This is a genomic window from Arthrobacter sp. R3-55 (genome assembly GCF_054161505.1).
In genome coordinates this window covers 1,748,152-1,767,172 of sequence record NZ_CP096423.1, presented here as the reverse complement: position 1 = coordinate 1,767,172, position 19,021 = coordinate 1,748,152, and the positions used below count along the sequence as shown (strand labels likewise).

The window sequence follows — 19,021 nt, the reverse complement described above, 5'->3', positions numbered from 1 at the left end:
TGCCTCCCCCTAGGGGGTGGCTTTGCGCAGTGTGGCGTAGGAGCCGGCGGCCAGGACAACGCACAGCAGGGCTGCCCAACCACTGATGCTCAAGGGGGTCTGCTGGGCAAACCAGGTCCCGACCACTCCCCACCATTGGAACAATGTGGACAGCGCGGCCAACCCGATCAGGACCAGTCCGGTCCCGAGGGTTGAGATCAAGGTTCCGGTGGTTCCCCAACGCTTGAAGATGGTGGCGAACCAGAATCCAATGATGAACATGAACATCATCACCATGAAGAAGAACGCCGCGGTGGAGTACCAGGGCCCATCTGTCACCCATGGGATCTTGAAGAAGTAACCGTAGACACCCCACCCGTTGGTGGCCCCTTCGATGACACCGCCCAGCAGGTAGAGCCCTGTCATCCCCAGGGCAATGAGGGAGAAGAGTCCCAGCGTCCCCAGATAGAAAGCCTTGCGACTGATGCTCAGCCCTTGGGAGAAGGGAAATACCAGCGTCATGCTTTGTATCCCCAAAACCAGGAAGTACCACATGGGAGCCTGGCTGCCCCCTCCGTACTTACCTTCCTGCACCGGAATCAAGGCGAAGATGGCCAGCGACATCAGGAAGGAAGCGGCCAGAATGGTCAGCGGCCAACCGATGTACGTCCACTTGTTGATCAGTTGCATCCGGGCAACTGCCATTGTCCTGCTCATCGCCTTGCCTCCAACGTGTCATCAGCGAATTCTCCGGCGATGGATCCACTTCCGGCGCCATCCGGCCTGACCATCGTTTTACGGACCACCAATTGCTGCAGCGAAACGGGAGCCAACTCCAGGCCCAGTTCCGCTGCTTCGGCGCGTTCCCGGCTTCCGAGTGCCTCGTCTACGGTCACCGAGGCCAAGGACCCCAGCGTTTCCCGGTGCAGGATCCTGCGCCCGGCCAGGAAGCCGTCCACTTTTTCGGCGGAACCGGAAACAGTGACGGCCGAACCCCTGATTTCCTCGGCATCGGCATCCATGATGATCCGGCCCCGGTCGATCACCACCACGTGTTCCAAGAGGTTTGCGACCTCGTCGATCAGGTGGGAGGAAAGGATGATGGTGCGGGGGTGCTCTGCGTAGTCCTCCACCAGGCGGTCGTAGAACAATTGCCGGGCAACGGCGTCGAGACCCAAATACGGCTCATCGAAAAACGTCAGCTCGGCACGCGAGGCCAGGCCAATGATCACTCCGACGGCGGACAGCTGGCCCCGGGAGAGCTTCTTGATCCGGCGCTTGACGGGAAGTTGGAAGTCTTCGGCCAACCGGTCTGCGAAGTCCTGGTCCCAGTTCTTGTAAAAGAGCGCAGCGCTGCGGAAGGCATGCTGCGGTTGGAAGTCGTCCGGGTATTTCTGCGATTCACGGATAAAGCAGATCCGCGACAGTACGGCGTCGTTCTCGTAGGCGCTCGCGCCAAAGACGAGTGCTTCGCCGGAGGTGGCGAACGCCTGCGCGGTGAGGATGGACATCAGCGTGGTCTTGCCTGCGCCGTTTCGGCCCAGCAGGCCGTAGATACGGTTCGCCGAGAGAGTCAGGTTGACGTTCTCCAGTGCGTTGAGGTCTTTGTAGTGCTTGATCAGGTTACGGGCCTCGACGATGGTCTCGTTCACAGGGCCGCGCTCCTTTCCTTGTCTGTCCCGGTTTCCGGCGCAAGCCCGGAGGTGCGTTCGATCATGATGTTCAGCTGCTCCGCCGAGATGCCCAGTTTCCGGGCCTCCAGCGCCAGCGGCTTGACGTACTGCTCCACAAACTCTTCAGTGCGGCGCGCTATCAGCTGGGCGCGGGCTCCTGTTGCTACGAACATCCCTATCCCCCTGCGTTTGTAAAGAATTCCGGAATCCACCAACAGGTTGACGCCCTTGGCTGCGGTTGCCGGGTTGATCCGATGGAAGGCAGCAAACTCATTGGTGGAGGGCACCTGGGATTCTTCAGCCATGGTGCCGTCCACGATCCCGTTCTCAATGAGTTCGGCGATCTGGAGGAAAATCGGTTTGCTGTCATCGATCATCAGCGCCACCGCCTCACTGGTTCATTACTCATGTAACTAACCATACAAGCGGTGAAGCGTGCGTCAAGAGGTCCCGCACACCGAAAATTACGACGACGGCTGTCAAGTAGGCTTGTTGGGTGATCTTTTCTGCGATAAACGACCTTGCCGTGACCACTATCGGGGGTGCGGGACCGGTTCAGCCCTCCATGGCTTCGTTCCTGCCGGACTGGTTGAACCCCGACGTCTTCCTCCGCGATTCACCGCTGGGGCCTTGGGTGGTCCTCCTTGTCTGCGCCATTGTTTTCGCAGAAACAGGCCTCCTGGTGGGCTTCTTCCTGCCGGGCGACTCGATGCTGTTCACAGCCGGACTGCTGGTTTCCACCGGCGCCATCGAATTCAACCTCTGGGCCATGTGCGGGATGATCATCGTGGCAGCCATCATCGGCAATCAAACCGGCTATCTCATAGGCTCCAAGGCCGGCCCGGCCATCTTCAACAAGCCGGATTCACGGCTTTTCAAGAAGGAAAATGTGGAGAGCGCCCATGCGTTCTTCGAAAAGCACGGCGGCAAGGCTTTGATCCTGGCCCGCTTCGTTCCCATCATCCGCACGTTTGTGCCGGTGATCGTGGGCGTCGCGCAGATGGATAAGCGCAAGTTCTTCCTTTTCAACGTCATCGGTGCCGTCCTTTGGGGCGGCGGCGTCACCCTGCTCGGGGCATGGCTCGGCCAGTTCGAGTGGGTTGGCAACAACATCGACATCATCTTCATTGTGATCGTCCTGATCTCGGTCATCCCCATCTTCATTGAGATCGGCCGTGGCTTCGTGGCCAAGCGCAAGGCAGCGGCGGAAGGTACCGACCCCGTCGAAGAGTTCATCGAGGAGCACGAGGGCGGCAAGCACGGCGAGCACTAAGGCGCCACGTACAGCTTCAAAAGCACAAGCCTGACAACAGGCTGGTACACCAAAAAAGCACCCTGCGCAGGCAGGGTGCTTTTTTGGGTGCCGGGGAAGAACCTACGTTGAACCGGCCCCGGACAACGCTGAGACAATCGCCGGAAGCAGCGCCCGGAACGCCTGTCCACGGTGGCTGATGGCGTTCTTCTCCTCCGGGCTCAGTTCTGCACAGCTGCGGTCCATCCCGGCAGGCTGCAGCACGGGGTCGTAGCCAAAGCCACCCTCGCCCCTGGGTTCACGCAGTAGCGTCCCCTCAAGCTGGCCATACTCCACGGTTTCATGGGCAATGCCATCGGAACCCGGCACAGCCAAGGCGGCAGCACAGACAAACGCAGCTCCACGGAACGCGTCCGGAACATCAGAAAGCTGGGCAAGCAACAGGTTCAGGTTGGCGACGTCGTCTCCATGGGTCCCGGACCATCGCGCCGAGAAAATCCCGGGGGCTCCGCCCAGGACGTCAACGGCCAGGCCGGAATCATCGGCAATAGCCACCAGACCCGTCGCCTCTGCCACTGCGCGGGCTTTGAGGAGCGAGTTCTCGGCAAAGGTGACGCCGGTTTCCGCAACATCCGGGGCACCTGCAGCAGCGGCGTCCACCACTTGGGTGTCGACGTCGAGTCCTGGAACCTGGCCCCGCAGCAGTTCCCGGAGTTCCCTCAGCTTGCCCTTGTTGTGGGTGGCGAGGACAAGGCGCGGAGCATCGCCTGGCAGTGTGCCGCTCACGGGGCCTCAGCCAGGGTCTCGCGCTGGATCGCGGACAACTGGGTGGTGCCCAACAGGGCGAGATCCAGCAGGGCGTTGAGTTCATCGCGGTCGAACGGGGCGCCTTCGGCAGTGCCCTGGACTTCTACGAACTTCCCTGATCCAGTCACTACGACGTTCATGTCCGTCTCTGCCCGAACGTCCTCCACATAGGGAAGATCCAACATGGGCACACCGTCAATGATCCCCACGGAGACGGCTGCAATGGTGTCCACCAGCGGCTCCGCGTTACGGGCAATGAGCTTGTTCTCCCGGGCGAAGCGGATGGCCTCGGCCAGTGCCACGTACGCGCCCGTGATCGCAGCGGTGCGGGTGCCGCCGTCAGCCTGCAGGACGTCGCAGTCGAGGACGATGGTGTTCTCACCCAGCGCCTTGGTGTCGATGATGGATCGCAAAGAGCGTCCGATCAGGCGTGAGATCTCGTGTGTGCGCCCGCCGATCTTGCCCTTGACGGACTCACGGTCGGATCGGGTGTTGGTGGCGCGGGGAAGCATGGCGTACTCGGCAGTGACCCAGCCGCGGCCTTCGCCCTTGAGCCAGCGCGGCACGCCCTCGGTCAAGGAAGCTGTGCACAGGACCCGGGTGTTGCCGAACTCGATCAGCGCCGAACCTTCGGCCTGCTTGGACCAGCCGCGGGTGATGCTGATGGGACGCAGTTGGTCAGGTGTCCGGCCATCGGCGCGGATGACGGGTGTGGCTGTAGCTTCAGAAGTCATGGTTCAAGCTTAGCCAAGCCCCGGGCGCCTTCCGACGCCGGTCGTGTCTGGATCGCCCGGCTAGATGGTGTAGTGGACTCCGGCAACTGCGACGGCGACGTCGCCGGCGAATACCGGTTTTGCTTCGGACAGGACCTTGGTTTGCGATGTCCAGACGGGTATGTGGGTGAGGAGCAGCCTCTTGGCAGCAGCGTTGGTCGCCGCCTCGCCTGCCCGCTTGCCGGTGAGGTGGACATCCTTGATGTCGTCGTCGCGTCCTTCCTCGAATGCTGCTTCGCACAGGAAGAGGTCCGAGTCCTTGGCCGCGTCCTCAAGGCCCTGGCAGGAATCGGTGTCACCGGAGTAGGTCAGGATTTTCGTGACAGGCACGCCATCCTTGCCGGGTTCGGTGGCCGTGACGCGCAACGCATAGGCCTCTTCCACCGGGTGGTTGACGGCATAGGGTGTCACCGTGAAGGGACCCACGGTGACTGGCCGGCGTTCGGCCCAGTGGGTGAAGTCGAATTCCTCGTGCATGCCCGGATCCAAGTCCAAGCCATATGCTGTGGCCATCCGGTCTGCCGTGGCAGCAGGTCCCCAGACCGGGAGCCGGTCCCGTCCCCACCCGCCGGGCTTCCACCGGACAGCTACATGGAGTCCACACAAGTCCATGCAGTGATCGGGATGAAGGTGCGTCAGGAAGATCGCATCAATATCTTCAAGATCCGTGTACCGCTGGATGGCGCCCAAGGCGCCGCTGCCCAGATCCATGACGATCTTCCACTCCCGCTCACCGTCATGCGCTGTCACCAGATAGCACGACGCCGGGGAGCCGGGACCCGGGAATGAACCTGTACAGCCTACGATGGTGAGTTTCACAGTCCACGCCCCAAGGTCATGCCCGCACGGCCGTACGCTGTGGCGTCCGGCTGCACAAAGTACGAGCGCCGGGACAACCCTGTTCCCGACCTTGCCGCTTCCAGCATTTCGGGAGTGATGCGGGCGAGGCTGCCGGTGGGGTACTGGGCCGCTACGTGGTCAACGTGCTTTACGGAAAGAACTTCCGGTCCGAGGAAACGCCGGGCCAGGGTCTCGAACTGGGCGGCGTCTCCGGTGGCAATGAACTCGTGGCTCGGCGTGGTGGGATCCGTTCGTTGGATGCCATGGTTCGCCAAGGCCCGGTAGACGTCCTTGGCGGTCTCCTCGGCGCTGGAAACCAAGGTGACGTCCTCACCCATGACAAAGGAGATGACACCTGTCAGCAGCGGATAGTGGGTGCATCCCAAAACCACTGTGTCCACGCCGGCCTTCTTCAGCGGTTCCAGGTATTCGTTGGCTGCAGCGAGCAAGTCAGGGCCGGTGGTGATGCCCGCCTCGACGAAATTCACGAACGCCGGGCAGGCCACGGAGGTGATGCTGAGATCGGGGGCGGCAGCAAAAGTGTCCTCATAGGCACGCGATCCCACCGTTGCAGAGGTTCCGATGACGCCGATCCTGCCCGAACGCGTGGCAGAGACGGCCCTGCGCACAGCCGGCTGGATGACTTCGATAACCGGAATGCCGTAGCGGGCCGTGTACCGCTCCCGCGCATCCCGCAACACGGCCGCAGACGCAGAGTTGCAGGCGATGGTCAACAACTTAACACCCGAGTCCACCAACTCATCCATGACACCCAAGGCGTTGGCACGCACCTCTGCGATGGGAAGCGGACCGTAGGGGCCGTTGGCGGTGTCACCGACGTACAGTATTGATTCGTTGGGAAGTTGGTCGATGATGGACCGCGCAACAGTCAACCCACCTACGCCGGAGTCGAAAATGCCGATCGGGCGCGTCCCGACAAGTTCCCCCGTGCTGATGGGGGCGTCAGAGCCCAGGGCGCCGCTTGGTGAACCCGATGCTGAAGTCATAATTATTCGAGAATAAGGCTTCCCTGGGTGTGCGGCCATTACCTGTGGTCTCCGCCTCGTGTCTGATGTGTCACACGGCAGATGCACTCCGTGGCCGTCTGGATCAGGATTTCGCCTGCCTTGCGGCCATCATGGCCTGCACCAGGGACTCCTGGAGCCAGGTGGTGAAGTTGTAAACCAGTGCCAGGTAGCTTTCCACGTCTTCGGCCTGGCTCCAGTCCTGCATGCTGTGAATGTGTTCTGCATCCGCTTCATCCCGGATGTCCAGGCGTTCGGCGAGGACAAGGCGGACATCGTTAAGCGCCAAGGACCACCGCGTGGCATCTTCCGGGGTCAGGACCAGGTCGTCTTTGTCCAACCCCATGGCCGCAGCCTTCAGTGCGCCGATCTTGTTTTCCCGCACTGAGCGTTCGGTGAGTTGCCTGAATTCCAGCGAGCCGCCGTCGTCGTCCTTCATGACGTTGGGCAGCAGCCGCAACAGGGCACGGTCGCTGGGCTGCTTGACATCCATGTCCAAGCCGATGAGGGCCGCCAAAGGGTCCTCGTTTTCCCGCACGTCCTGCTCCAGCATGGAAATGACGTCATCCAGCAACCCGCGCAGGAGGTCGCGCTCGGCGGGTTCGAGGTATCCGGTGATGCCCTTGAGTCCGTACTTGAATGCCTTAGCCACGCTGGCGGCCGCCCTTTCCGGGTGTTTCGTTGCCGCTGGCGGCCTTCTCCACAGTGGCCCACAGGCCAAACCCATGCATGGCCACCGCGTGCTGCTCCACCTGTTCCTTGCTGCCATGAGCCACGATGGAGCGGCCCTTCTTGTGGACCTCCATCATGAGCTTGTGGGCTTTGGACTCCGAATAGCCGAAGTAACTCTGGAAAACAAAGCTCACGTAGCTCATCAGGTTCACGGGATCATTCCAGATCACAAGGTTCCACGGGATATCAGGGGCGCTCAGGACATCGGTGGCGGACTGCTCTGCAGCTTTGGTCCGTTCATCGATGTCCGTGCCGTACGCAACGCTAGGGCTCATCTGTCCATTCTATGGCGGCTCGCACTAGAGTGAATTCGTGAGTAGAGCCACGTCCTGGGACCATCCCGCAACTTCCTTGTACACCGACCACTACGAACTGACCATGCTGCAGGCCTCTTTGCATTCGGGCGCCGCGCATCGTCGTTCGGTCTTCGAAGCCTTCGCCCGGCGGCTGCCGGACGGACGACGCTATGGCGTAGTGGGCGGCACGGGACGCCTGCTGGAGGGGATCGCAGACTTCCGCTTCGGCGACGCCGAGCTCGCCTTCCTCGAGCAGAACAAAGTAGTAAACCAGGAAACACTGGACTACCTGGCCGACTACAAGTTCAGCGGCGACATCTGGGGCTATGCCGAGGGCGACGCCTACTTCCCCAACTCCCCCATCCTGATTGTGGAATCCACGTTCGCAGAAGCCTGCATATTGGAGACCTACATCCTGTCCGTCCTCAACCATGACAGCGCCATTGCCTCCGCCGCTTCGCGCATGACCTCGGCGGCGGGCACCCGGCCCTGCATCGAGATGGGCTCCCGGCGGACCCAGGAGGAATCAGCGACGGCGGCAGCGCGCGCCGCCGTGATCGCCGGCTTCGCCAGCACCTCCAACCTGGAGGCCGGACGCCGTTACGGCATCAAGACAGTCGGCACGGCAGCCCACTCCTTCACCCTGCTCCATGACACCGAGCGGGAGGCCTTCGAAGCACAGATCGCAACGTTCGGGCCAGGGACATCACTGCTGGTGGACACCTACGACGTCGAAACCGCGGTGCGCACCGCCGTCGAACTCGCCGGCGACAAGCTCGGTGCGGTCCGGCTGGATTCCGGCGACCTCATTGCACAGGCACAATGGGTGCGGCAGTTGCTCGATGACCTTGGCAACGTCAACACCAGGATCGTGGTGACCTCGGACCTCGACGAGTTCGCCATCGCTGCGCTGCAGTCCGCCCCGGTGGATTCCTACGGCGTTGGAACCTCCCTGGTGACCGGCTCCGGCGCCCCGACGGCCAGCATGGTCTACAAACTCGTCAGCCGCACCAACGACTCCGGAGAGTTCATTTCGGTAGCCAAGGCCGCCAAGAACAAAGCCAGCGTGGGCGGCCGCAAATACGCCCTCCGCAAACTCAATGAACACGGCCGCGCCACCCAGGAGGTGGTAGGGATCGGCCACCGTCCCGAAGACGATGGCAACGACCGCGCCCTGCTGCACCAATTCGTCAAGAACGGCGAGGTACTCCCTGGCTGGACCGGCCCCGAAGGCGTGATCCGCGCCAAGGAAAGGCATGCTGCCACCATGGCCGAGCTGCCCGCGGTCGTGAACCGCCTCCAGCGCGGCGAGGCCGCCATCCCCACCATCTACGAGGAGAACTGATGTCCCGCGCCCTGATCATCGTCGATGTCCAGAACGACTTCTGCGAGGGCGGCACCCTGGCAGTGGAGGGTGGCGCAGCAATCGCCGGAGCCATCACGGAATATGTGGATGCCAACCAACAGCACTTCGACCACATCGTTGCCACCCAGGATTGGCACATCGAACCAGGCGACCACTTTTCAGATGACCCCGACATGGTGGATTCCTGGCCGCCGCACTGCCGTGCCCGGACCAAAGGCGCGGAGCTGCACGAAGACCTCGATCCCGAGTACATCCAGGCCTACTTCCGCAAGGGCCAATACACGGCGGCCTACTCCGGCTTTGAAGGAGTCCTCGCCCCCGAGGACGACGTCCCTACCGGAGACCTGAAAGCCGGCGCCGCCGTTGCCGAAGTCCTCGACGAGGATGCCATAGGACTCGATGACTGGCTGCAAAGCCATGACGTCGAAGACGTCGTGGTGGTTGGGCTGGCCACCGACTACTGCGTGAAGTCAACGGCGCTCGATGCCGTACAGGCCGGCTACAACACCACCGTCATCGCCGGGCTTACCGCCGGAATTGCCGAAGACCTCAGCGAGGCCCTCGACGAGATGGAAGCAGCCGGCGTCGAGGTTGAACGCGACTGACACGGGCAGCTGGACAGCAGGAAACGCCGGAGGGCGCCGCAACCGCGGCGCCCTCCGGCGTACCTGATGAAGGAATGGCCCGTCACTTCCTGCCGATGAACCAGTCCTGAAGCTTGCGAAGACGGGCCTGCAATTGCTCCTCGTTGGCCTGCGCCACCGCCGGACCGCCGCACACTTCACGAAGCTTGGTGTGCACCACTCCGTGCGGGGTGCCGGTTCGGGCAGCCCAGGCGGCAACGTTCTTGGCCAGTTCGTTCCGGAGATCCATCAGCATCCGGTGGTCGGGCACAGCAGGCGAAGCCGCAGCCGCCAGCGGGGATTGGCGCTTCTTGCGCGACTGCTGATCATGCTGGCGTTGACGCAGCAGCGTTCCCACTTGCTCGGCGTCGAGGAGCCCTGGAATGCCGAGGAAGTCCAGCTCATCATCGGAACCGATGTCCGCTCCCGTGCCGAACTCGCCGCCATCAAAGAGGACCCGGTCAAACGACGCCTGGGAGTCCAAAGCTTCGAATTTGCCCTTGGTGAGCTCGTCCGACGCCTTGTCCTCGCGGTTGGCCTCAGCCATCAGGTTTTCTTCAGGGCTGAAGAGACCGTCCTCGTCCTTCTCCGGGCGGTCCAAAGCGTGGTCCCGCTCGGCCTCCATGGTGTTGGCGAGGATCATCAACGGCGGTACCGACGGGAGGAAGACCGAAGCCGTCTCACCTCTCTTGCGGGCACGCACAAAACGTCCAACAGCCTGGGCGAAGAACAGCGGAGTAGAAGTGGAGGTGGCATAGACGCCGACGGACAGGCGCGGAACGTCCACCCCTTCGGAGACCATGCGGACGGCAACCATCCACCGCTGATCACCCGCGGAGAATTCTTCGATCTTGCTTGACGCCTTGGAATCGTCAGAGAGGATCACGGTGGGCGACTGCCCCGTGATCTTCTTGAGCTGACCCGCGTAGGCACGGGCGTCGTCGTGGTCCGTTGCAATGACCAGGCCACCGGCGTCCGGCACTGTCCGCCTGACCTCACTGAGGCGCTTGTCTGCCGCGGCGAGGACGGCAGGGATCCATTCACCGGTGGGGTTCAACGCCGTGCGCCACGCTTGGGAAGTGATGTCCTTGGTGACGGCAGCTTCACCCAGCGAGGCCGCCATTTCATCGCCCGCGCTGGTGCGCCACCGCATTTGGCCCGAATAAGCCATGAAAAGTACAGGGCGGACCACATGATCCCGCAGCGCGTTGCCGTAGCCGTAGGTGTAATCAGCCTTGGAACGGCGGATGCCGTCCCGGTCCTCAGCGTACTCAACGAAGGGAATAGGCGAGGTATCCGAACGGAACGGAGTACCCGTCAGGGACAGGCGCCTCGCGGCCGGATCGAAGGCCTCACGCAATCCATCACCCCAGGACAGGGCTTCACCACCGTGGTGGATTTCGTCCAGAATCACCAAGGTGCGTGCCGCTTCAGTCTTGGCACGGTGCAGCATGGGCTTGCTGGCCACCTGCGCGTACGTCACGGCAACGCCAACAAAACCCCGGCCGTGCTGGCCATCGGAATTCTTGAAGTTGGGGTCGATGGCGATCCCCACCTTGGCTGCTGCGTCCGCCCACTGCCGCTTCAGGTGGTCCGTGGGAGCAACGATCGTAATCCTGTTGACCACACCGCTGTCCAACAGGGTGGTGGCAATGCGCAACGCGAAGGTGGTTTTACCGGCGCCGGGGGTTGCCACGGCGAGGAAGTCCTTGGGGTTACGGGTCATATAGAGGTCCAAGGCCTCCTGCTGCCAGGCACGGAGCTTGGGCGCAGTTCCCCAGGCGGCCCGTTCAGGGTACGCCGGAGGCAGGGATGGGCCACCGAAAAGTGTTTCTGTCATGCTGACTCCCCCGGCCTGATGGCAGCGTCCATTACCTCCAGCCAGGCGGGCAAGCCTGGCTGGAGGACACAACGGCAACGATCAGATGGGACCTGTGTTCTCTTCCCACCCACTACTTGGAGTTGCCCGGGCCGCCGTTTTTTCCACCGTCGTTGCCGGGGCGGAGGCCTTCGTAGATCTCCTTGCACTCCGGGCAGACCGGGAACTTCTGGGGATCGCGCCCGGGCGTCCAGACCTTGCCGCACAAGGCAATGACCGGTTCGCCGGTCAAAGCCGACTCCATGATCTTTTCCTTGCGGACATAGTGGGAAAACCGCTCGCGGTCGCCGGGTTCCACTTCCTGGCGCGTTTCCTCGCGCTCAATGGTGGCAGTGGACGTTCCGGCTCCGGAAAGCTCGCGCATGGGGTCGTTTTCGAATGGATCCGGAGGAAGCGTAGTCATGCCAAACATCTTACCGTCTAGATGCCCTGCCACTCCGGCTTGTTGTCGTACGTGTGCCGATAGTAGTCAGCCAATTTCAGTGACGAAGCGGCCGCCTCATCCACCAAAATTGTCGCGTGGGGGTGCATCTGGAGGATCGATGCAGCACAAATCGCAGCCACGGGACCCTCCACGAAATCGCGGACTGCCTGCGCCTTCTGGGCCCCCGTCGCCACCAGCACCACATGCCGGGCATCCATGATGGTACCCAGCCCTTGCGTCACCACATGATGGGGAACGTCATCGATGCTGTCGAAGAAGCGGGCGTTGTCCTTGCGCGTCTGCTCGATGAGCGTCTTGATCCGGGTCCGCGAGGCCAGGGAGGACCCCGGCTCGTTGAAACCAATGTGTCCGTCAGTGCCGACACCCAGGATCTGAAGGTCCACGCCGCCTACGGCCTTGATGGCGTCCTCGTAGTCCTGGCAGGCCGCCTCCAGATCCTGGGCAGCACCGTCCGGGCCATGCACATTCTCCGGCTTGATGTTGACGCGGTTGGTGAATTCGCGCCGTATCACCTCGCGGTAGGACTCGGGATGTCCAGCCTCAAGGCCCACGTACTCGTCCAGCGCGAAACCGTGTGCCTGGCTGAAGTCCAGCCCTCCGGCGTCGTAGCGGCGGGCGAGTTCGTCATAGACAGGAAGCGGCGAGGACCCCGTGGCCAAGCCCAGCACGGCGTTCGGCTTTCGGCGGACCAATGCTTCAATGGCATCGGCTGCAAGCGCACCGATCTGCTTGGTGCCAGGGAGAATGACAACTTCCATCGTCACGGCCTTTCTTGGTAAGGATCTTCGAGCTATCTGACAGAGACGTTATCCCATGTCCCACCTGCGGGCATGGTTGTTACGTGGCTAGCGGTTCACACTGAGCTGGGCGAACATTTCCGGACCCCGTGCGTCCAGCCATTTTCCACCGAGACGGATGCCCACCACGAACAAGATGATGCCAAGCACCGGCCCTGCTGCCAGGTTGATCCAGCCGGCCTCCGGGCCGCCCGTGAAAGCCTGGACTGCCACCAGCGCGAGCTCCGGAACCAACAGGAGGGCCAGGACGCCCATCCCCACCGCCTGGACAACCAGGGTCTGGGCAACGTTTCCCGGCGGCTTCTTGAACGGGCTGTCTCCGGGCAACGGGACGGCAACGTTGTAACGGGCCGAAATGACTGAAGAAAGCCCCAAGCCCGTGAAAAGAGTTCCCAATGACAATCCCAGGAGGTTGGGCAGCCACTGCCAATCCCCCGTTATGAAGAAAGGCCCCACCGTGAAGATCAACACTATGGGAAGAGATATTGCCAGGCAGGCCAGCGCACGGCCCAGCCTGTCATCCACTCCCCGGACCCCGGCTGCGAGGTGGAGGGCAAAAGCGGTGTTGTCGTAGGAGACATCGGCGCAAATGGACCAAGCCATGACGAAAGCGGTCAGGGGGCCCAGAATCATGAGCAGGCCGTAGCTGCCGCTCTGGGAACCGCTGAAGAAGAAAAGCACCGGAAACAAAGGAACAATGACCAAGGACGCTGCATACCGGGGATCCTTCAACCAGTAGATCAGTGCCCTTGCAGCCACAGCCCCGGACGGCGTTCCGGGAAGCCTTCCGAACAGTCCAAGCTTGCCGCCCTTCCGCGCTGTGCCTCCCGAGTATGCGGGGGTCACCAGCGCACGCTTCAGGAGCACGTGCCAGCAAAGCAGGAGCGCGGCAATGGTTGCAGCGGCGATCAGGAACTTCAGTCCAGCCGCAACCACATTGCCCGAATCCAAGTCACCGCCAAGGGACCAGGCAGCACCCAGCGGCGTCCACGACACCGTCCGGGCGAGCACCGGAAGGTAGTCCGCGCTGCCACGGACCCCTTCCACCATGCCCATCATGATGGGACCCAGCAGGATCAAGGGTATGAAGACGATGATGCTGCTGACATCCTTGAAGCGCCGGGAAGCGGCCAGGCCTGCCGTCGCGGTGGTGACCACTTTGGACAACACGATGCATGTCAGGGCACCCAGGACGGCGCCCACCAAGGCACCGGTAACTGCCGGCACACCGCGCCACCAGGTTCCCACTGTTCCCAAGGCGGCGATCAGTGTGGCCAGCCCGGGAATACCGATGAAACCTGCCAGGGCAAGGCCGGTCAGGAGTTGCCTGGACGGTATCGCGAACGTAGTGAACCGCGCAGGATCCAAGGTCATATCTGCAGCCGAGGCAACGAGCGGGATGATGGCCCACCCCAGGACTGTGGCCGCTCCACCCAATACCACCACGGTGTGGGCGATCTCCGGATCAGCCAACCGCAGTGCTATGAGGCCTCCAACAAGGAGGACCAGCAATCCCAACGCATAAAGGAGCCCCAGGGCCATGCCCACCAACTGCCACGGACTGCGCTTGAATCCGTTAAGGAGCAGGCGCCATTTGAGGCTTAGAAGGTGCGCAACCATTCCAGACCCTCCGTTCGGTGTCCGCCGCCCACAAGCTGGACGAAGCGATCCTCCAACGTAGAGCCATCGCGGACCTCATCCACCGACCCTGCCGCCAGAATACGTCCACCAGCAACCACGGCGACGTGGCTGCACATGCGCTGGACGAGGTCCATCACATGGCTGGAAACAATGACCGTTCCTCCGGAGGCGACGTACCCCTCCAGGATGCCCCTGATATTGGCGGCCGAGACAGGGTCCACCGATTCAAAGGGCTCGTCAAGGACCAGGAGCCGGGGTGCATGGATGAGTGCCGAGGCCAGCGCGATCTTCTTGGTCATGCCGGCGGAGTAATCCACCACCAAGGAACCAGCATCGGCTTCAAGGTCCAAAGCGGCCAGCAACTCGGGAACACGTGCACCGACAACGTCGCGGTCCATGCCGCGAAGCAGGCCGGAGTACGTCACCAGTTGCTCGCCGGTCAGCCTGTCAAAAAGGCGCACACCGTCAGGCAGGACGCCCATGAGCTTCTTGGCCTCCAACGGGCGGGCCCATACGTCTACTCCATGGATCAAGGCCGTGCCAAAGTCCGGCCTGAGCAGCCCGGTGGCCATGGACAGTGTGGTGGTCTTGCCTGCGCCGTTGGGACCGACCATCCCGTAAAAGGATCCGGCGGGCACTTCGAGGCTGACGCCATCGACGGCGATCTTGTTTCCGAAGCGCTTGGCCAGGCCCCGGATGGACAAGGCCGACAGCGGCGCCGACACCGACGGGCCGTCGGGCGCCAGTGCAGGATTCGGTGCCTGTGCAGGATTCAGTGAGTGCGCAGCTTGTCCTGGTTGGGCCGCATTCTCGGGTGGTGGCGCAGCAGCAGCCTGCGGCGCGGATGTGGGCATGGGTTCATGGCGTGATTCCGTCATGTGACCAGCCTAACCTCGCATAACAGGGCCGGAGCCGGTTCTAGAAGCCGTGGCGGGGGACGGCCCGTTGATACTGCGGAACCCAAGGGATGTCATGGCCAAGTTCGTACGCAGCCCGCAGCCACCAATGCGGATCACGCAGGGCCGCCCGGGCCATGAAGACGGCATCGGCCCTGCCATTGGCAACGATGTCCTCGGCCTGTGCAGGGCTGGTGAGAAGCCCCACCGCACCGGTGGGGACACCGGCGTCGCGCCTGATCTGTTCTGCGAACCCGGCCTGGTAGCCAGGGACTGCCCTGATGTCCTGGTGCGCTACGGCGCCGCCGGAGGAGACATCCACCAGGTCTGCGCCACGCGCTGCGGCGGCACGGGCCAGCCGGACTGAGGCCTCGGGATCCACTCCCCCGTCAGCCCAATCGGTAGCGGAGATCCGCAAGAGCAACGGCATGGAATCCGGGATGGTGTTGCGGACAGCGTCCACCACGCTGAGCAGGAGTTTGTTGCGCCCGTCCTCGTTCCCTCCCCAACTATCAGTCCGGGTATTGATGAGGGGGCTTTGGAACTGGTGCAACAAGTATCCGTGGGCGCCGTGAATCTCCACGGTGTCAAAACCCGCGGCAACGGCCCGGGAGGCCGCTGCAGCAAAGTCGTCCACTACATCCAGGATCTCGTTCTCGCTCATCGTCGCCGGAGCGGCGTAGCCATCGAATGGCCGGGGCCCCGGTCCCACGGTCACCCAACCGCCGTCGGACAATGGCACAGAGCCCGACTGATCGGCGAACGGCCAATACGTGGAGGCCTTGCGCCCCGCGTGGGCCAACTGGGCCCCGATCCTGCAGTCCACGGCACCATGCCGATGGACAAAATCAACAATGCGTTCCCACCCCGCAGCCTGCTCATCTGAGTACAGGCCTGCATCCAACGGGCTGATTCTGCCCACGGCGTTGACTGCTGCGGCCTCGCTCATGATCAAAGCGGCACCACCGGCGGCGAAGGAACCCAAGTGCATCAGATGCCAGTCGTTGGGGACGCCCTCGCCGGTCTCCGGATGGCAGCTGTACTGGCACATGGGAGATACCCACCCCCGGTGCGGGATGTTCAGTGCGCGCAGCTGCAGTGGGGAGAACAGTGCGGAAGGCACTAGAAAAGAACCCTCGCAAGTCCTTGACGGGCCTTGGCAACCCTCTGGTCCGTGGTGCCGACTACCTCGAAGAGTTCAAGAAGCCGTACGCGCGCAGTCTCGCGTTCGGGGCCGAAGTTCCTGCCGATGAACGTGATGATGCGGCTGAAAGCGTCCTCAACGTGTCCCCCGGAAACGTCGAGGTCAGCAACGCCCAGCTGGGCGTCAAGGTTATCCGGCTCCCGGGCGGCGAGATCACGGAGGCTTTCCGCCTCGGGGGCGGAAAGGTTTTCCAGCCTGGCCATCAGCTCAACCTGGGCCAGCCCGGCTTTGGCGTCAGCGTCGGCCGGCTGCTCAAGGAGCGCTTGCTTGTAGGATGCAGCAGCTGCGGCGTAGTCACCGGCCTCAACCGCATCCAGGGCGGCCTGGTGCAGGGGCGGGAGGGGCTCAGGCTCAGCGTCTTCGCCTTGGCCGGCGGCGTCACCAATACTTCCGGTAACGCCGTTCGCAGCAGCTACCTTGAGGAGCTCCTCCACGAGGTCGCGGATCTGCCCGTCATCGGCGGGACCCTGGAAAAGCGGAACCGGTTGGCCCTTCACCACGGCCACTGCCGTGGGGACAGCCTGCACTTGGAAGGCCTGGGCCAGTTGCGGGAAGGCATCGACGTCGGCCGCGGCGAGAACCAGCCGACCGCCGTAACTTTCCACGACGCGCTCAGTGGCTTCGAGGACTGCCGGCGATTCCGGTGCATAGCGGGACCAGAGAAGGAAGAGGACAGGAATCTGTGCAGACAACTGCACCAGATCCTGGAAGTTGGTTTCGGTGGCGTCCACCCGAACTGGCGCCCTGCCGGCGCCTTCATGGGTGTCATCACCGTGGGCGGCGGCGTCGCGTGCGGAACTGTCCGCTGGAGCGGGCGGCGCCGGGGGTGCGGCCGGGCGGCGCAGAGACGAAAGGTCTACGGCGCCGCGAAGGTTGAGCTGGCTGGCAGCGGCTGGAGTGGGTCGGTATCCGGGCGAACTCATACCATCCACTCTAGCCGCTGCCTGCAGCGTCATTGCCTACTTGAAGCTGGCCCCCACCAAGCCACGGGTAGCTGCCACGAGCTTCATGGGATCGGCAGATCCTGCCGGCGGAATGTAGACCGCCACGGACTCGGCGAAGTTCAGCACCATGCCCGTTGTGGTTTCCTTACCCCCGGCAAAAACGGCGGAGTCGTCCTCGAGCAGGAGCTTGTCTCCTGCTGCCTTGGGCGTGCCCTCGAAGGCGAAGTCAAGCCGGCCCACCACCAGGGCGCCGCCGTCAGCGGTGCGCAGCACCACGGTCTGGTTGGTCACAGGCGTGTGGGTGAACTTGAAGTTGGCGCTGGTCCCGTTCTTCACGGTGTCTGCCTGGTAAGCCAAGGCACCGGCGATGTACGGGGAGGCCTGGCCGTCAGCAAGCTTGCTGCGGTTCGGGGAGTCGGGCGTGGTCAGCATTTCGGCCAGGATGCCCAAGGCCTCGTTGCCACTGTACGCCAAGCCGGTGTTGTCGCCGGCAGGTACTGGTTCAGTTCCTTCGCGGGGAACAGGGAACGACGGGAAGTTGGTGCCCGGCTGCAACGGAGCGCTGCCCCACAGCTTGTAGTTTTCGCGCGGCGAGAGCTGGACCAGTGTCAGGACCTGCGGCACAACGTTGCCTTCGCCCTGGGTCAGGGCAAAGACCGTACGGGGCCACTCACGTTTGGTGCTGATGACGCTGCTCTGGAGCTTCGTGGCGCGGACGGGCATACGTGCTTCGTATGCCGATACAGCGGTGCGGATCTTGTAGTTCTGCGTGCGGATCTGCAGTTCCATCTTGTCTACGCGCGGAGCCAGCTTGGCGGCGTCCTTGGCAGCGTCAGCGGCATCAACCGTGCTGGCAACCTGTTCGAGGATCCGTTGCAGCTGGGATTCCAGGAGGACTGGAGTGCCGCCGTCGCCTTCGGCAGGTGCCGCGGCAGAGGAGGTGGGGGTTGCCTCCGGCGTCGTGGTTGCGTGGGCGGCGACAGCCGTGCCGCCTACCATCACCGCTGCCAAGGCAGCAGCAAGGGCGGTAACCCGGAGCGCTGGACCCTCGGTTTCCGAACCACGACTACGACCAGCGTCACCGGACGTTGACTGGACCGGCAGCGTAGTGGTCTCTCCGCCATCACCGGGCTCGTCGTCCTTCTCATCCTTGCGGCGGTTGGACAGGGCCTTGGCAATGAACGGCAGGGCTGCCCCCACCAGGATGATGATGATACCCAGAACAATCAGCGGCACGGCCCAAGGGGTGGTGGCGTTGTTCGGGAAGGTCATGGAAATCGACGACGGCGCAGGCTGGGTTCCGTCTGCAGCTACCAGCAGGGACCACTCACCATCAGCAGGAGGATTCCAGGTGTAGTCCAGCTCGCCGCTGGCGTCTTCGGTGCTGACCCACAGATCCGATCCCGCAGGGGAAGGTGCTGTCGCTTCGCCATCCACTGAGGATGCTTCAAGTGACTTCTGGTCAGCCGACACGCCCGTCAGCGTAGTGTGGGCGGTCTCACCCACCCAGGCTTCGACGTCGTCCGGGCGCCCGGTGGCGACCATGAAGTTGCCTTCACCTTGGATCTTGATCTTCACTGGCCCGTCATGCAGGGCAATCAACTTTTGGTCGATCACCGTCAGCGGGGCAGCTTTGGTATCGCTGGGAACCGAGGCGGTAACGGTCTCGGAGGGGGCCCAGAAAGTCAGCTGGCCAATGCCGGCCAGCATCGTCAGCAGGCCCAGCAGCACCAGCAAGGCTGCAGTCTTCAAACGCACAGGATCACCTATCATCAGCGGTCGTTGAACTTCAAGGGTAACCGTTTTGTTATCAGAGAGTCAGATCGGGGTGATCCGGCCGACATCCCGA

20 protein-coding genes are annotated in these 19,021 nt (G+C 62.9%); 3 read left to right on the top strand and 17 right to left on the bottom strand.

Annotated features, from left to right (window positions below):
* Window positions 1–9: 9 nt before the first annotated feature.
* Genes M1D51_RS08270 through M1D51_RS08260 form a run of 3 tightly spaced genes read right to left on the bottom strand, consistent with a single transcriptional unit; the run spans window position 10 to window position 2,029 of the window.
* The gene (locus M1D51_RS08270) at window positions 10–696 is read right to left on the bottom strand and encodes a hypothetical protein (RefSeq protein ID WP_172324384.1); all 687 of its coding nucleotides are present in this window, start codon (window positions 694–696) and stop codon (window positions 10–12) included.
* A complete protein-coding gene (locus tag M1D51_RS08265) occupies window positions 693–1,631 on the bottom strand; it encodes an ABC transporter ATP-binding protein (protein ID WP_458109173.1) in 939 nt (312 codons plus the stop codon). The genes M1D51_RS08270 and M1D51_RS08265 overlap by 4 nt, the downstream gene beginning before the upstream one ends.
* A complete protein-coding gene (locus M1D51_RS08260) occupies window positions 1,628–2,029 on the bottom strand; it encodes a GntR family transcriptional regulator (protein ID WP_172324386.1) in 402 nt (133 codons plus the stop codon). Before M1D51_RS08260 ends, M1D51_RS08265 begins: the two co-directional genes overlap by 4 nt.
* A 134-nt stretch (window positions 2,030–2,163) precedes the next feature.
* On the opposite strand from M1D51_RS08260, the gene M1D51_RS08255 reads away from it, so the two are divergent.
* On the top strand, window positions 2,164–2,925 hold the full coding sequence (locus tag M1D51_RS08255) for a DedA family protein (protein ID WP_172324410.1): 762 nt from the start codon (window positions 2,164–2,166) through the stop codon (window positions 2,923–2,925).
* A gap of 102 nt (window positions 2,926–3,027) precedes the next feature.
* On the opposite strand, the gene rdgB is transcribed toward M1D51_RS08255, so the two are convergent.
* The 6 genes from rdgB to clpS all read right to left on the bottom strand — a co-directional run bounded on the left by rdgB (window position 3,028) and on the right by clpS (window position 7,356).
* Window positions 3,028–3,690 carry an RdgB/HAM1 family non-canonical purine NTP pyrophosphatase gene (gene rdgB, locus M1D51_RS08250; protein ID WP_172324407.1) on the bottom strand — a complete coding sequence of 221 codons (663 nt, stop codon included), beginning with the start codon at window positions 3,688–3,690 and terminating at the stop codon, window positions 3,028–3,030.
* Entirely contained in the window at window positions 3,687–4,445 is a 759-nt protein-coding gene (gene rph / locus M1D51_RS08245) for a ribonuclease PH (protein ID WP_011775233.1), read from the bottom strand. The genes rdgB and rph overlap by 4 nt, the downstream gene beginning before the upstream one ends.
* Window positions 4,446–4,505: 60 nt before the next feature.
* Window positions 4,506–5,303: an MBL fold metallo-hydrolase gene (locus M1D51_RS08240; RefSeq protein WP_172324406.1), complete on the bottom strand. Its 798-nt coding sequence runs from the start codon at window positions 5,301–5,303 to the stop codon at window positions 4,506–4,508.
* A complete protein-coding gene (gene murI / locus M1D51_RS08235) occupies window positions 5,300–6,331 on the bottom strand; it encodes a glutamate racemase (protein ID WP_458109172.1) in 1,032 nt (343 codons plus the stop codon). Before murI ends, M1D51_RS08240 begins: the two co-directional genes overlap by 4 nt.
* Before the next feature lie 103 nt (window positions 6,332–6,434).
* Complete coding sequence (locus M1D51_RS08230) at window positions 6,435–7,001, bottom strand: DUF2017 domain-containing protein (RefSeq protein WP_458109171.1); 567 nt, start codon at window positions 6,999–7,001, stop codon at window positions 6,435–6,437.
* The gene (gene clpS / locus M1D51_RS08225; protein WP_458109170.1) at window positions 6,994–7,356 is read right to left on the bottom strand and encodes an ATP-dependent Clp protease adapter ClpS; all 363 of its coding nucleotides are present in this window, start codon (window positions 7,354–7,356) and stop codon (window positions 6,994–6,996) included. Before clpS ends, M1D51_RS08230 begins: the two co-directional genes overlap by 8 nt.
* A gap of 76 nt (window positions 7,357–7,432) precedes the next feature.
* On the opposite strand from clpS, the gene M1D51_RS08220 reads away from it, so the two are divergent.
* Window positions 7,433–8,722 (top strand): nicotinate phosphoribosyltransferase, encoded by a 1,290-nt coding sequence (locus M1D51_RS08220; RefSeq protein ID WP_216659964.1) that lies wholly within the window; start codon window positions 7,433–7,435, stop codon window positions 8,720–8,722.
* Entirely contained in the window at window positions 8,722–9,348 is a 627-nt protein-coding gene (locus tag M1D51_RS08215; protein WP_458109169.1) for an isochorismatase family protein, read from the top strand. The genes M1D51_RS08220 and M1D51_RS08215 overlap by 1 nt, the downstream gene beginning before the upstream one ends.
* An 82-nt stretch (window positions 9,349–9,430) precedes the next feature.
* Here M1D51_RS08215 and M1D51_RS08210 read toward each other — a convergent pair whose 3' ends face one another.
* The 8 genes from M1D51_RS08210 to M1D51_RS08175 all read right to left on the bottom strand — a co-directional run bounded on the left by M1D51_RS08210 (window position 9,431) and on the right by M1D51_RS08175 (window position 18,945).
* Window positions 9,431–11,206 (bottom strand): DEAD/DEAH box helicase, encoded by a 1,776-nt coding sequence (locus M1D51_RS08210; protein ID WP_458109168.1) that lies wholly within the window; start codon window positions 11,204–11,206, stop codon window positions 9,431–9,433.
* Window positions 11,207–11,318: 112 nt separating this feature from the next.
* Window positions 11,319–11,657 (bottom strand): DUF3039 domain-containing protein, encoded by a 339-nt coding sequence (locus M1D51_RS08205; RefSeq protein WP_089595519.1) that lies wholly within the window; start codon window positions 11,655–11,657, stop codon window positions 11,319–11,321.
* Window positions 11,658–11,665: 8 nt separating this feature from the next.
* Complete coding sequence (gene nagB, locus M1D51_RS08200; RefSeq protein WP_172324399.1) at window positions 11,666–12,448, bottom strand: glucosamine-6-phosphate deaminase; 783 nt, start codon at window positions 12,446–12,448, stop codon at window positions 11,666–11,668.
* Window positions 12,449–12,535: 87 nt separating this feature from the next.
* A complete protein-coding gene (locus M1D51_RS08195) occupies window positions 12,536–14,107 on the bottom strand; it encodes a transporter (protein ID WP_458109167.1) in 1,572 nt (523 codons plus the stop codon).
* Entirely contained in the window at window positions 14,089–15,006 is a 918-nt protein-coding gene (locus M1D51_RS08190) for an ABC transporter ATP-binding protein (protein ID WP_458109166.1), read from the bottom strand. Before M1D51_RS08190 ends, M1D51_RS08195 begins: the two co-directional genes overlap by 19 nt.
* A 40-nt stretch (window positions 15,007–15,046) precedes the next feature.
* Window positions 15,047–16,147 (bottom strand): NADH:flavin oxidoreductase/NADH oxidase, encoded by a 1,101-nt coding sequence (locus M1D51_RS08185; RefSeq protein WP_458109165.1) that lies wholly within the window; start codon window positions 16,145–16,147, stop codon window positions 15,047–15,049.
* Complete coding sequence (locus M1D51_RS08180; protein WP_458109164.1) at window positions 16,147–17,151, bottom strand: co-chaperone YbbN; 1,005 nt, start codon at window positions 17,149–17,151, stop codon at window positions 16,147–16,149. Before M1D51_RS08180 ends, M1D51_RS08185 begins: the two co-directional genes overlap by 1 nt.
* Window positions 17,152–17,187: 36 nt before the next feature.
* Window positions 17,188–18,945 carry a hypothetical protein gene (locus M1D51_RS08175; protein WP_458109163.1) on the bottom strand — a complete coding sequence of 586 codons (1,758 nt, stop codon included), beginning with the start codon at window positions 18,943–18,945 and terminating at the stop codon, window positions 17,188–17,190.
* Window positions 18,946–19,021: the final 76 nt, after the last annotated feature.

Bases quoted from the DNA above. Each gene is read 5' to 3' on its own strand.
- M1D51_RS08195 (WP_458109167.1), bottom strand. From the start codon at position 14,107: ATGGTTGCGCACCTTCTAAGCCTCAAATGGCGCCTGCTCCTTAACGGA.
- M1D51_RS08210 (WP_458109168.1), bottom strand. From the start codon at position 11,206: ATGACAGAAACACTTTTCGGTGGCCCATCCCTGCCTCCGGCGTACCCT.
- M1D51_RS08180 (WP_458109164.1), bottom strand. From the start codon at position 17,151: ATGAGTTCGCCCGGATACCGACCCACTCCAGCCGCTGCCAGCCAGCTC.
- nagB (WP_172324399.1), bottom strand. From the start codon at position 12,448: ATGGAAGTTGTCATTCTCCCTGGCACCAAGCAGATCGGTGCGCTTGCA.
- M1D51_RS08175 (WP_458109163.1), bottom strand. From the start codon at position 18,945: ATGATAGGTGATCCTGTGCGTTTGAAGACTGCAGCCTTGCTGGTGCTG.
- rph (WP_011775233.1), bottom strand. From the start codon at position 4,445: ATGACTTCTGAAGCTACAGCCACACCCGTCATCCGCGCCGATGGCCGG.
- murI (WP_458109172.1), bottom strand. From the start codon at position 6,331: ATGACTTCAGCATCGGGTTCACCAAGCGGCGCCCTGGGCTCTGACGCC.
- M1D51_RS08270 (WP_172324384.1), bottom strand. From the start codon at position 696: ATGAGCAGGACAATGGCAGTTGCCCGGATGCAACTGATCAACAAGTGG.
- M1D51_RS08205 (WP_089595519.1), bottom strand. From the start codon at position 11,657: ATGTTTGGCATGACTACGCTTCCTCCGGATCCATTCGAAAACGACCCC.
- M1D51_RS08190 (WP_458109166.1), bottom strand. From the start codon at position 15,006: ATGACGGAATCACGCCATGAACCCATGCCCACATCCGCGCCGCAGGCT.
- M1D51_RS08215 (WP_458109169.1), top strand. From the start codon at position 8,722: ATGTCCCGCGCCCTGATCATCGTCGATGTCCAGAACGACTTCTGCGAG.
- M1D51_RS08260 (WP_172324386.1), bottom strand. From the start codon at position 2,029: ATGATCGATGACAGCAAACCGATTTTCCTCCAGATCGCCGAACTCATT.
- clpS (WP_458109170.1), bottom strand. From the start codon at position 7,356: ATGAGCCCTAGCGTTGCGTACGGCACGGACATCGATGAACGGACCAAA.